The following is a 12,591-nucleotide window of genomic DNA, read 5'->3' as shown; positions in this document are numbered from 1 at the left end:
GCCTACTGAGAAGCCCGCAATCACATAACCAAATTCCATATGGAGTATCCGTTATAAAAAATCGTTTGATTTCAAACGTGCGAACTATAGCAGTAAATAATAATTTTTTTTAGAATATGTTATTCTATGCGTATAATTTTTAGTTATATTAAAATTCCTTACGCTTATAAAGAAAATTTAGCGGAATCATCACTCTATGAAACTACAGCAATTACGTTATTTACATGAAGTAGCACGTCAGAATTTAAACATTACCAGCGCCGCTGAAGCTTTATTTACCTCGCAACCAGGCGTAAGTAAGCAGATCCAATTATTTGAAGAAGAAATTGGTTTGCAAGTGTTTTTACGCAATGGTAAGCGTTTAACTGGAGTAACAGAACCAGGCCAGCAGATATTAACTTTAGCTGCAAAAGTGATGCACGATGTTGATAACATCAGGCGTGTGGGCGACGAGTTTAGTAATATCGAAACTGGCACGCTCACCATTGCGACAACGCATACACAAGCACGCTACAAGTTGCCAGCGGCCATTAAAGAGTTTATGGCAGCCTACCCGCATGTAAAACTTAATATTCATCAAGGTAACCCGAGCCAGGTGGCAGACCAAGTAGCCATAGGTGATGCGGACGTTGGCATTGCTACTGAATACATTAGCGATTATGAGAATTTATTATGCCTGCCTTGCTATCAATGGAATCGTTGCGTGGTCGTGCCACACGGACATCCCTTATTGTCAGAAGGTGAACTTACACTTGAGAAACTGGCCGCACATCCGCTGATTACCTATGATTTTGGTTATACAGGGGGGTCATTAGTATCCAAAACATTCAGCGATGCTGATTTATCGCCGAATATTGTACTGACTGCAATTGATGCAGACGTCATTAAAACCTACGTCACCTTGGGCTTGGGCGTTGGGTTGCTGGCAAAAATGGCCTATGACCCTGAGCGTGACACGAATTTAGCCATGATCGATGTGAGCCATTTGTTTGCAGATAGTACGACTTATTTAGGTGTGCGCAAGGATGCATTTTTACGTGGCTATATGTACGGTTTCATTGAGCTGATAGCACCGCAATTTGATCGTCAAGCCGTGAATGAGGCGCTTAGATCAGGCTTATATTAGCCAACTCTTAACTGTTTAAAGTTAGCGAGGTAATTTATGTCTAAATCTTTAATAATGATTTTTTGCTTGCTATTGGGTGTGGCGTGTAGCACAGTTAAGCCAGTAATTTCTAACAATAATGCATTCATCGGTCATGTGCGCGCAGGCATGCCCGCCATTGACCCCGGCTCTGCGATTTACGAGTTGCAAGTACGCGAAGGCGTAAGCTATCAAGATGTTGTTGATAGCCTTAAAAGCATTTCAGAAGGGTTGAATTTTGTAAATCCTGCCAATTTCCCAATTGCCGAACATATTAAAAAACGTGGCATTGACCCGCAGGGTATTAAAGAAGTGCATAGTTTCTGTAACTTAAGTTTAGGCACGGATATTTTCTTAGATCACCCTGAGTTTTTAGTATTTGCGCCTTGTCGTATTGCAATATATGAAAAGCCTGACGCAAATCAAAAGCTAAAGTTGTTTATAGGTTTGGCAAGACCCACGTTTGATTTGAAAAGTATCAGGAATCCAACTTTACGTGCGCAAAAATCAGCGCAAGAACTAGAAACTACTTTGCTTGAGATTATGGATAAAGCCAGCCGGGGTGATATTTAATCACTAAATTTCTGCTTATCCTTTGGGTTGGTGCATGGGGTTAGTTCATAGGGCTTGTACATACATCAAAATGATAAGCTAAGTTTTGTTACAATAGCTTATCCATTAGCTTAAGCGATAGGTTTCAAACATATGTCAACCCCATTGTTATTAACCCCACTGTTAGTTGCAAAAAATAGTGAAGTCTCGAGTTTTATTCTGCCCAAAATGGCCAATCGCCATGGCTTGATTGCAGGCGCGACAGGTACAGGTAAAACGGTTACTTTACAAAGTCTGGCCGAGCAGTTTTCTAACATCGGCGTCCCCGTATTTATGGCTGATGTAAAAGGCGATTTAGCGGGCATGAGTCAAACTGGTGGCGGCAATCCAAAAGTGGAAGCACGTGTTCAGCAATTGGCTCTTTCTGAGTTCAGTTACAAAAAATCGCCTGTGACATTTTGGGATGTGTTTGGTGTAAAAGGGCATCCAGTGCGCACTACCATTGCTGAAATGGGCCCATTATTATTAGCGCGTTTACTTAATTTGAATGAAGTGCAAGGCGGCGTACTAAATTCGGTATTTAAAATTGCGGACGATAAAGGTTGGTTGCTGCTGGATTTAAAAGATCTGCGTGCCATGATGCAACACGCCGCTGAGCATGCCGCAGAATATCAAGCCGCTTATGGCAATATTTCTGCTGCTAGCGTTGGGGCTGTTCAACGCGGCTTACTGGAGTTGGAAACGCAAGGCGCAGATCAGTTTTTCGGTGAGCCTGCGTTGAATCTTGATGATTTGATGCAAACAGATTCGCAAGGCCGTGGCATTGTAAACATTCTTGCTAGTGATAAATTGTTTAATTCTCCGCGTATCTACGCGACGCTTCTATTGTGGTTGTTATCGGAATTGTTCGAAAAAATGCCAGAAGCAGGTGATTTAGATAAGCCAAAATTGGTATTTTTCTTTGATGAAGCGCACTTATTATTTGATGACGCGCCTGAAGCATTATTACAAAAAATCGAGCAAGTAGTCCGCTTAATACGCTCTAAAGGCGTTGGGGTTTATTTTGTCAGTCAGAATCCGCTCGATATTCCAGATGTGGTGCTAGGTCAGCTTGGTAACCGCGTACAGCACGCCTTGCGTGCGTTTACACCACGTGACCAAAAAGCTGTCAAATCCGCAGCTGATACGTTTAGAAGCAACCCCAAAGTGAATGTCGCAACGGCCATTACTGAACTTGGTGTGGGCGAGGCTTTGGTGTCGTTTTTAGATGAAAAAGGTATTCCGACCCCGGTAGAGCGCACTTTTGTTTGCCCGCCTGGCAGTCGCATTGGTGCGGTAACAGATGCTGAACGTAACGAATCTATTCAAACTTCAAATGTGGCTGGCTTCTATGAAAAGACCGTGGACCGCGAGTCGGCCTATGAAGTACTAAAAGTACGCGCCGAGCAAACCGCCACCGAAGCAAAAGCCGAAGAAGGCTTTGATTGGGGGGGGATGTTCGGGGGCGGTAAAAAGTCATCGAGTAGTCGTTCCGATGGTGTCTTAGAAGCTGCCGCAAAAAGTGCCGCGCGAGCGATTGGCTCACAACTGGGTCGTCAAATTATCCGTGGTGTGCTTGGCAGCCTACTTGGCGGGCGCAAATAGTTAACAATTGTGATGCTTTTTGAAAATGAAAATGCACAGTGATATTGAAATAGCGCAAGCCGCAACACTCAAGCCTATTTCTAAGATTGTTGCTAAACTAAACCTAAAAACTAAAGATTTGATTCCTTATGGGCATTACATTGCCAAAATTAGTGCAAAGTGTGTTCAAGCTTTGCAAAGCAAGGCGGATGGTCAATTAATCCTTGTCACCGCAATTAGTCCAACTCCCGCTGGTGAGGGAAAAACCACCACGACCATTGGCTTGGCAGACGCGTTAAATCAGGTGTTGGCTGACAAAGGGCAACAGGCGATGGTTTGTGTGCGTGAACCTTCATTAGGCCCTGTATTTGGCTTAAAAGGTGGGGCTACTGGCGGTGGTTATTCTCAAGTGGTGCCCATGGAAGACGTTAATTTACATTTCACGGGTGATTTTCATGCCATTACCAGTGCCAATAATTTACTTGCCGCTTTGATTGACAACCACCTCTATCAAGGTAATTTACTTGATATTGATCCAGCTAGCATCACTTGGCGGCGTTGTATGGACATGAACGACCGTGCTTTGCGAAATATCACTTTGCATAGTAAAGATAAAAATGGTCAATCCTATACACGGCAAACGGGCTTTGATATTACCGTAGCCAGTGAGGTAATGGCGATATTCTGTTTAGCCAGTTCATTAGAGGACTTACAAGCACGTTTGGGTAAAATTCAAGTGGGATTTACCACAACTAAAACACCAGTTTACGCCTGCAATTTACAAGCAGAAGGCGCAATGGCGGCATTATTAAAAAACGCCTTTCAGCCCACCGTGGTGCAAACCTTAGCGCATACGGCTGCATTAGTGCACGGCGGCCCGTTTGCCAATATTGCCCATGGCTGCAACTCGGTCATTGCAACCCGAACCGCCTTGAAATTAGCAGATTTTGTGGTTACAGAAGCGGGTTTTGGTGCAGACTTAGGTGCTGAGAAGTTCATTGATATCAAGTGCAGGAAAACTGGCCTAAGACCCGCTGCGGTGGTTTTGGTTGCCACTGTGCGTGCACTTAAATATCACGGCGGTGTTGAAGTTACGCAACTTAATCAAGAAAATTTAACCGCATTAAAAGTGGGAATGGCAAATCTGGATAAGCATCTGCAGAATCTTCAACAGCACTTTGGCTTGAAGGTAATTGTGGCGATTAATCATTTTGCCAGTGACACGGAGGCTGAAATTGATTTACTGCAAACAGCAACCAATCACTTAGGTGTTAACGCTATTGTTTGCAAGCATTGGGCACAAGGGGCGGCGGGCGCTATTGATTTAGCGAATGAGGTGTTGGACGTTATTGCACATAAAAAAGACAATTTCAGACTGTTGTATCCAGACGAAATGCCCCTCTTGCAAAAAATTCAGACAATTGCCGAAAAAATATACGGTGCAAGCCAAGTTGAATTGACAGTAAATGCCCAAATGGCGCTGATAACGCTGGAGAAAAATTATAGTCATTTTCCAGTATGTATTGCTAAAACACAGTATTCTTTTTCATCCGACCCTAGCTTACGTGGTGCGCCCACTGGTCATGCGCTGCAAGTACGTGAATTAAGATTGTCGCGTGGTGCAGAATTTATTGTGGTGATTTGTGGCGACATTATGACCATGCCAGGCTTACCTAGCCAGCCTGCAAGTGAGCGTATTGGGGTTAATCAGGCTGGCATAATTACAGGGTTAAGTTAGTTGTTTGTTATTACACAACCAGGCTTTGCCGAGCAAACCATTACTAAATCACGATTTATCGCCATGGCTGTGGCTTGTGCAGACGAGCGTGAAGTCGGGCAGGCATTGCGGGCGTTTGCCGCACAACATCAAAGCGCGCACCATTTAGCCTACGGTTTTCGGCTTAAAACTGAACAAGGCATTGTGCCGCGTTTTTCAGATGCAGGTGAACCCTCTGGTACAGCTGGTATGCCAATATTAAAGCTCATTGAAGGTCGAGACTTAATCAATGTTTGCGTGGCGGTGATTCGCTATTACGGAGGCATCAATTTAGGTACAGGCGGACTTGCGCGCGCCTATGGTGGTACTGCTAAATTGGCTCTGGATGCCGCTAAAACATTTATTTTTGTTGAAATGAAAAGCTATCCGCTCACGATTAATTATAAACAAATGGACTTGCTCACCAGCGCATTGTCGAAGTGTAATGGTAGTATTGTGTCTAAGGCATTTAACGAACAAATTGATTTGGTCGTGCTATTGCCAGTAGACGAAGCAAATAATTTTATTAATCGCTTTAAGCCTTATGTTGAATCGTCTAAATAATAAATTTAAAAGCTCTTGAAATTAAAGGCTTTTGAAATAAGACGCACCTTGCAATTCAAGAAATTTTATTGAGACTGAATAAGCGACATGACTAAAACTGCAACCACTAAAACAGCGCCTAAATTACCCCCGACCTTTTATGAAAAATCTGCTTGGGCACTGGCGATTTTCACTTTGTTTTTTGTGCTGCAATTTCATTTACTGCCAGCTTTGCTATCTGGTCTGTTTGTGTATGAGCTCGTGCATATCATTACACCATTTATCGCACGTCGGTTTCCCACTAAAAAGCCCAGTAACCGTTCAAAGTTATGGGCAGTGGGTATTCTGGTGATTATTATTGTGAGTTTGTTAGCCTTGGCCGGCGCTGGCTTGGTGGCTTTTTTTCGTTCGGATGCAGGTAGTCTAACGGTACTGTTGGCCAAAATGGCGCAAATTCTAGAAGACTCCCGCAAAATCTTGCCGACTTGGTTACTAGAACATTTACCGCCCGATGCCATTACATTTAAAGAGCAGGCCACCACTTGGTTGCGTACGCACGCTGATGAGTTGCAAGTGGTCGGCAAAGAGGCTGGGCGTGCCAGCGCGCATGTGCTGATTGGTATGATTATTGGCGGTATGCTGGCGATACGCGATGTCGTCGTCATTGACAACTACAAACCCTTTGCACGTGCGTTGGCAGAACGGGCCGATATGTTTGGCGACGCCTTTAAACGCGTGGTTTTTGCACAAATACGCATTTCAGCCATCAATACACTTTTTACCGCGACGTATTTAGCGGTCGTTTTACCGTTGATGGGTATACACTTACCACTGGTTAAAACCATGATTGCCATTACCTTTGTGGTGGGGTTAATTCCAGTGATTGGTAACCTTATCTCCAATACCATGATTGTGGTGGTAAGCTTGAGTCAATCATTGGGCGTTGCGATTGCTTCGCTTGCTTATTTAGTTGTGATACATAAATTTGAATACTTTTTGAATGCCCGCATTGTCGGTGGTCAGATTCGTGCCAATGCTTGGGAGTTGTTAATTGCTATGCTGTGTATGGAAGCGGCGTTTGGCTTGGTGGGTATTGTTGCGGCACCCATTTATTACGCTTACATTAAGTCTGAATTGCGTGCCAGAGGCTTAGTATAAATGGAGCCTTGCTCGAAATGATTTACGCCTTTATTCTAAATAGTGTGCTTGTCGCGACCGCGGTGCTGATACATTTTGAGGCGCTCAACTGGCTCACTAAAATCATCCCCACACTAAACATCAAGCCTCGAGCACGCGTGTTATTTGGTGTGTTTGGAGCAATTTTTGCCCACGTGGTCGAAATTTGGGCGTTTGCTTTTGGCTATTATTTCATGATTCATCAAGGTGGCTTTGGTAGCCTTGAAGGCCATTTTGATAAAAGCCTGATGGATTGCAGCTACTATTCCTTTGTCAGTTACACTTCGCTAGGCTTTGGTGACATTATTGCCAAAGGTGATATGCGGTTTCTTTCCGGTTTAGAGGCGTTAACAGGATTAGTGCTAATCTCTTGGACCGCCTCTTTTATGTTTATTGAGATGCAAAAACTGTGGAAAGATAAATAGACGTTTTTTCAAACACAAACAATTCAAGCACAAACAAAAAGAGGCACTTTCGGGTGCCTCTAAATTTTTAAGTGGTATATTTATTTAAGGTATTGGGAATATTGGCCTGCGCTTTATTTTTGCCTGTCATTAATAATCTTAGCCGCCCAATCTTTCCCACCCAAGCCAAAGGCAATCGCCAGTGCCAAGAAAATTGCGCCAAATAAAATCACAAATAAGGCCGTAATTAACTGAGTGCCAATATCCAACTGCTCCAGCGCCACAAAAATGGCGAATATTTGTACTAAATACTCGGCTGAAGTGCTAATGGCCAATGCGCCATCAAATTTAATACTGTGCAGCCAAGCAAATACTAAACGATTAATAAAGCGGCTTAACAAAGTACCAAATATTAGCACCACAATCGCCACGATAATTTTGGGCAAGTAGTTCGCTAATTGATTCAGCATCGTTGCTACCTCAGTCAGGCCCAATGCATTTGCGCCAGTAATCACAAACAGCAGAATGACTAACCAATACACCACTTGACTGACAATGCCGCTAAGTGAAATGTCAAAATTATCATGTTTTAAAAAAGCTTCTAAACCAGACTTGCCCGCATATTGATCAAACTTAAGAAAGTTTAAAAAACGACTCACCCCAAGGCGCGCCACTTTAGCCACTAGCCAGCCAAAAAATAAAATCACAATCACCGCCAGCAACTTAGGGAAAAACATGGCAACCTGTTGCCAGAACTGATTGAGAGATGAAATGAACGTATCAATTTGATATTGCATCGAGAACTCCTTGTTTGATTTTTTCTTCAATCTAATACACGGAAAAAGGGGTAAAACCCCTAAGATGACAAATAATACAACTGGCTGAATCGCTTTTTTGAAAATTTATTATCGCTTAATCAACTATGTGTCGCAATAGAAATAATAGTTGACCATCATTTTTGATCGTTTAGACAGCATAAATTTGCATTGGCTGATCTGATAAATAAATATTTGCAAATACCATCCAACTTAACTTGGATTTCACCTGGTGCGACAATTTGTCACATTCCCCCACACTGTCATTTCGCTTACTATGTTGTTTTTATGTGAAATTAATACATAAATTCACTAATTGGTATCCAGTAACCATATAAGTTACTCAATTTACATGGTAGGGAGTTTGTATGCGCAATCCATTTTTTAATGTTGCCAAGCCCAAAGCAACAATGGTCAATAGCTACCTCAAACTAAAATTACCTTTAATTTGCACAAGCCTGCTGGCCTTAACTGCTGTTATATTAACCGTTCAGCCAGCAAACTCGGCTGCCAAAGATAATGCCATGCCAAATTGTGCATTAACCTCGCTAGAAGGTAAACAAACAGAAGACTTGCATCAACATCACGGCAAAGTGTTGTATGTAGATTTTTGGGCGTCTTGGTGCGGCCCTTGTGCGCAATCTTTTCCATTTTTAAATGATTTAAATCGCGAATTTAGCGCAAAAGGGCTACATGTCATTGGCGTTAATGTAGACGAAAGTGCTGAAGATGCGCAGTCTTTTTTAGCAAAACACCCTGCCAGTTTTAATATCGCAGCCGATGCCAGTGGCCAGTGCCCAAAAAACTTTGGCGTTAAGGCAATGCCATCCACTTACTTGATTGATCGGAACGGCGTTGTGCGCTACACCCACTTAGGTTTCCGCACGGGCGAAACCAAGAAACTGCGTGAAATGGTAGAAAAGTTATTAGCAGAATGAACCATTGTTAATTGATGTCAATTACTGCATAAAAAGTACAAAAAATGAGTAGAAATATAACCTGAAAAAAATTTGTTGTTAAGTTTAGTAATACCAAGGGGAGCTAGGGATGAAATACAATAAACAGGCACTCATCGTGCTATTGATGGCTTTGGGCATAAACCTGTCAGGCTGCACCCATGTAGAACCTTGGCAGCGAGGCAATCTAGCCAAGCCGCATATGGCTTTAGACCCTAACCCGATGCAAAGTACCTTGCGCAACCATACCTACAGCAGCCGTGAAGCAGCCTCAAGTGGAAGCTCTGCGAGTGGAGGTGGTTGTGGCTGTTACTAAAAGGAAATCTAACCGTTCAGCTTCAAGGCGATTCAGTAAACTACTCGCGCAACTGTTGCAACGCATGCTGGGTTCTGCAAGATTAAGACCATGCAAAGCTCAACCGAAAGCCTCACCACAAAGCGCATCTTTACGTTCACTCACCCTAGCGGCATTAGCCTTGCCTGGCCTAGTTGCTTTGCCAGCTTATGCGGCGGATGAGGATAGTGTAGATTTTCAGTATAGTCATTATCAGGAGGGTAAGCGCGATGTGTATGGCTTGATTTATAACGTTGATACACAATTAAATAGTGTTGCAAAATTACCAAATCATTTAAAACCAATCGAGGTGGATAGCCTGCATGGTAGCGCCAAGATTACACTGACTGACCGCGCTAAGTTACAGGTGAACTACACACAAGATACGTGGTCGGGCGCAACGCCCGTTTCAACAGCACCAATCACAATAGGTGGGAATCGCCCTCAGTATAAAGATGTCAATCCAAATTCTATTAATCATATTCTTACAGGAGCCTCACCATTAGTTGGAGATTTGCAGGGTTTGTACTTTGATCAGAATCTTAATCCTTTACAATTGGCTGGGTATGACCCCGATACAGGGCAAGCTGTAGTTATCCCTGCAAGTAAAAAAAACAATGATAAATTAGTACACACCATGGGGACAGCATCGCCAGAAACACGCAAACAAATTGACTTTAAGTATAGCTATGAGTGGGATGAAGCAGGTGTTGACGCAGGTGCAGGTCTATCTGTTGAAAAAGATTATAAGTCTCGATTTTTAAATCTAGCGGGGCACTTGGACTTTAACCAAAAGCTGACCACACTCAATTTTGGGTTTAATTATGCCAATAGCGATACTTCTGCCAAGTTGGACCCTGATTCATTGCAATTTTATAGCACCGATAATTACGATAATTCTTACTATGATTTCGTTGAAATTGATGCTGATGGAAATGATGTGTGGAAAATATTACCAAAGAAACCGCTAGTTTCTGCGGGTGAGGTCGAGACTACCTACGATTTAAAGACTCTTCAAAAAACCAGCGCAAAATTACTTGGAAACCGCCAAGATTGGAGTGCACAACTTGGAGTTACACAAATATTAAACAAAGATGCCCTAGTAGAATTTAATATGGGCTATACACGAAGTGCTGGTTATTTGGGAAATCCATATAAGTTGGTCACCTTGATTAGCATTAATCCCTCAACAGCAGAGTTAAGTTCAAATGAAGTTTTACCAATCTATGGGTCGGCCATGACTTTGCTAGAAATACGCCCAGATGAGCGTAATCAGTTCAATTGGAATTTAGGTTATAAGCAATACATTAATACGTTTAATGCCGCATTACACTTGGATTACCGTTATTCGCATGATGACTGGGGTATTAAGGCACATACTATTCAAGCCGACTGGACGCAACCATTGGGGGCAAGTTGGACAGTGACACCACACCTTCGATACTACTCTCAGTCAAGTGCGGATTTTTATTTGCCATACATTAAAACTGTTCAGGTTTATGATGCAGATACCTCTGAAGCGGTAGCCTCTCCTTTGAATCGAGCTATGCCAAAATATTACTCTAGCGACCAGCGTTTATCTGGCTTTGGCACCTTAAGCGGAGGCTTGATTGTCAATAAACAATTCAATAAAGGCGTGAGTTTGGAAACAGGCTTGGAATATTACACACATAAAGGCAGCCTGAAATTAGGCGGTGGTGGTGAAGCGGATTTTGCCGATTATGACTACTGGACGGCTAATATTGCGCTAAAAGTTGATTTAGATAAGATTGCTTCCCTTGGTCATAGCGATGTTGCTTACAGTGCGTTGGACAGTCGCCATGATCATAGCGAACATAGTCATCATGCCAGCCATGCACCAGCAGGTGTGATGTTTGACCATGTGCTGAGCAACGCAGGTGACTTTATGGTGGGTTATCGCTATGTGCGCAACAAACAGGCGGGCGGTATGTTGCATGGCAACAATTCCGTCAATGACAACACTGTACGTCTGGCTGGATGCGGTGGTAAAGAATGCGCTGTGACCCCCGATGACATGACCATGAACATGCACATGCTGGACTTAATGTATGCACCCACCGACTGGCTGACCCTAATGGTGATGCCACAATGGGTGGATATGGAAATGAATATGACACCTCTAACAGTAGCGCAAACAACAGGGCATAACCACGGTGGTGCTGTCCATAGCCACCAAACTGGTGGACTTGGTGACACTGGGGTTTATGGTATCTTTAAGCTTATAGATCAACCTACAAGCCATCTAAATCTAAGTTTGGGTGTAACAGCACCTACTGGTGATGTAGATGTTATGCTAAGAAAAACCAACACAGTCCCTAAAGGCACTTTAATTCACTATGGCATGCAACATGGTAGTGGAACATGGGACTTAAACCCCAGCCTGACTTATACAGAAGAATCAAATAAATTCTCATGGGGAGCGCAGGTTACGGGTACCAAACGATTAGAAAAACGAAATAAATCTAACTATGCCTTAGGGGATATTTTTCAAAGCAGTATTTGGGGAGGTTACCAATGGGCGAATTGGCTTACAAGTACTGTACGCGGTGTTTATACATCGCAAGGGTCTATCCATGGAGCATATCCGCCTTTAATTAGCGAAAGTACCGGATTACCTTTAGGTACACAACATGTGGGTCCTGTTGACCAGCCTAAAAATTATGGAGGACAGTTCTTGGATGTTGGACTTGGGCTAAATCTAGGTACGATAGCGGGTAGTCAACTAAGTGCTGAATGGCTTCAACCAGTGAAGACTGATTTCAATGGTTATCAACTCAAGCGCAAAGGTTCGTTGGCGGTGAATTGGAATATCGCTTTCTAAAATATAGCTGAGTAAGCTATTGATATATATAATTTAAGTCTTAAACTTGACCATTCAAATGATTTTGAACGGTATTACCTTATGAATCGCATGCAATATTACCGTCACACATTCAACGCGATGGGCTCGCCTTGTGATATTCAATTATTTGCAAGTGGTGAGCTGGAAGCCAAACGGGTGGCCGAGCTTGCTGTGGCGGATGTTCAGCGGCTTGAGGCACGCTATTCGCGCTACCGTGAGGATAGTTTTTTGTCTGAAATCAATCGCGTGGCTGTAATAGGCGGCAAAATTACGGTGGATGATGAAACCGCGGGCTTAATGAATTATGCCGCAACTTGCTATGCGCAAAGTGATGGCATGTTCGATATTACTTCTGGTATTTTGCGCCGCGCTTGGAATTTTAAATCGAATCAGTTGCCCGATGAACTGCAAATTAAACGTCTTTT

General features: G+C 43.1%; 12 protein-coding genes. 11 read left to right on the top strand and 1 reads right to left on the bottom strand.

The features are described from left to right. The first annotated feature begins 196 nt into the window (after window positions 1-196). From cysB to HOO90_RS08255, 7 genes are all read left to right on the top strand, one after another. On the top strand, window positions 197-1,126 hold the full coding sequence (gene cysB / locus HOO90_RS08285; RefSeq protein WP_292841969.1) for an HTH-type transcriptional regulator CysB: 930 nt from the start codon (window positions 197-199) through the stop codon (window positions 1,124-1,126). A gap of 36 nt (window positions 1,127-1,162) precedes the next feature. Beyond that, a complete protein-coding gene (locus tag HOO90_RS08280) occupies window positions 1,163-1,717 on the top strand; it encodes a DUF302 domain-containing protein (protein WP_292841968.1) in 555 nt (184 codons plus the stop codon). Between the two features lie 132 nt (window positions 1,718-1,849). Continuing rightward, window positions 1,850-3,340 (top strand): helicase HerA-like domain-containing protein, encoded by a 1,491-nt coding sequence (locus HOO90_RS08275; protein WP_292841967.1) that lies wholly within the window; start codon window positions 1,850-1,852, stop codon window positions 3,338-3,340. Window positions 3,341-3,371: 31 nt separating this feature from the next. Beyond that, the gene (locus HOO90_RS08270; protein WP_292841971.1) at window positions 3,372-5,057 is read left to right on the top strand and encodes a formate--tetrahydrofolate ligase; all 1,686 of its coding nucleotides are present in this window, start codon (window positions 3,372-3,374) and stop codon (window positions 5,055-5,057) included. Next, window positions 5,058-5,639, top strand: coding sequence for a YigZ family protein (locus HOO90_RS08265; protein WP_292841966.1), 582 nt, complete (start codon window positions 5,058-5,060; stop codon window positions 5,637-5,639). 87 nt (window positions 5,640-5,726) lie between these two features. Continuing rightward, entirely contained in the window at window positions 5,727-6,776 is a 1,050-nt protein-coding gene (locus HOO90_RS08260) for an AI-2E family transporter (RefSeq protein ID WP_292841965.1), read from the top strand. Between the two features lie 17 nt (window positions 6,777-6,793). Continuing rightward, a complete protein-coding gene (locus HOO90_RS08255; protein WP_292841970.1) occupies window positions 6,794-7,219 on the top strand; it encodes an ion channel in 426 nt (141 codons plus the stop codon). Between the two features lie 113 nt (window positions 7,220-7,332). Here HOO90_RS08255 and HOO90_RS08250 read toward each other — a convergent pair whose 3' ends face one another. Continuing rightward, a complete protein-coding gene (locus HOO90_RS08250) occupies window positions 7,333-7,995 on the bottom strand; it encodes a hypothetical protein (RefSeq protein ID WP_292841964.1) in 663 nt (220 codons plus the stop codon). 386 nt (window positions 7,996-8,381) lie between these two features. On the opposite strand from HOO90_RS08250, the gene HOO90_RS08245 reads away from it, so the two are divergent. From HOO90_RS08245 to HOO90_RS08230, 4 genes are all read left to right on the top strand, one after another. Next, window positions 8,382-8,951 (top strand): TlpA disulfide reductase family protein, encoded by a 570-nt coding sequence (locus tag HOO90_RS08245; RefSeq protein WP_292841963.1) that lies wholly within the window; start codon window positions 8,382-8,384, stop codon window positions 8,949-8,951. A gap of 109 nt (window positions 8,952-9,060) precedes the next feature. Continuing rightward, complete coding sequence (locus tag HOO90_RS08240) at window positions 9,061-9,285, top strand: DUF4266 domain-containing protein (RefSeq protein WP_292841961.1); 225 nt, start codon at window positions 9,061-9,063, stop codon at window positions 9,283-9,285. Further along, window positions 9,272-12,145 (top strand): DUF3570 domain-containing protein, encoded by a 2,874-nt coding sequence (locus HOO90_RS08235; RefSeq protein WP_292841959.1) that lies wholly within the window; start codon window positions 9,272-9,274, stop codon window positions 12,143-12,145. Before HOO90_RS08240 ends, HOO90_RS08235 begins: the two co-directional genes overlap by 14 nt. A gap of 81 nt (window positions 12,146-12,226) precedes the next feature. Next, window positions 12,227-12,591, top strand: a 365-nt coding sequence (locus HOO90_RS08230) for an FAD:protein FMN transferase (protein WP_292841957.1), incomplete at its 3' end; no start/stop codon positions are given.

The sequence above is a fragment of the Methylotenera sp. genome (genome assembly GCF_013141425.1).
Lineage (GTDB): Bacteria > Pseudomonadota > Gammaproteobacteria > Burkholderiales > Methylophilaceae > Methylotenera.
This window is presented reverse-complemented; position numbering and strand designations above follow the sequence as displayed.

What these genes read in the sequence shown, in the direction of transcription:
- HOO90_RS08245 (WP_292841963.1), top strand. Translation starts at nt 8,382, where the DNA reads ATGCGCAATCCATTTTTTAATGTTGCCAAGCCCAAAGCAACAATGGTC.
- HOO90_RS08275 (WP_292841967.1), top strand. Translation starts at nt 1,850, where the DNA reads ATGTCAACCCCATTGTTATTAACCCCACTGTTAGTTGCAAAAAATAGT.
- HOO90_RS08250 (WP_292841964.1), bottom strand. Translation starts at nt 7,995, where the DNA reads ATGCAATATCAAATTGATACGTTCATTTCATCTCTCAATCAGTTCTGG.
- HOO90_RS08280 (WP_292841968.1), top strand. Translation starts at nt 1,163, where the DNA reads ATGTCTAAATCTTTAATAATGATTTTTTGCTTGCTATTGGGTGTGGCG.
- cysB (WP_292841969.1), top strand. Translation starts at nt 197, where the DNA reads ATGAAACTACAGCAATTACGTTATTTACATGAAGTAGCACGTCAGAAT.
- HOO90_RS08240 (WP_292841961.1), top strand. Translation starts at nt 9,061, where the DNA reads ATGAAATACAATAAACAGGCACTCATCGTGCTATTGATGGCTTTGGGC.
- HOO90_RS08260 (WP_292841965.1), top strand. Translation starts at nt 5,727, where the DNA reads ATGACTAAAACTGCAACCACTAAAACAGCGCCTAAATTACCCCCGACC.
- HOO90_RS08255 (WP_292841970.1), top strand. Translation starts at nt 6,794, where the DNA reads ATGATTTACGCCTTTATTCTAAATAGTGTGCTTGTCGCGACCGCGGTG.
- HOO90_RS08270 (WP_292841971.1), top strand. Translation starts at nt 3,372, where the DNA reads ATGCACAGTGATATTGAAATAGCGCAAGCCGCAACACTCAAGCCTATT.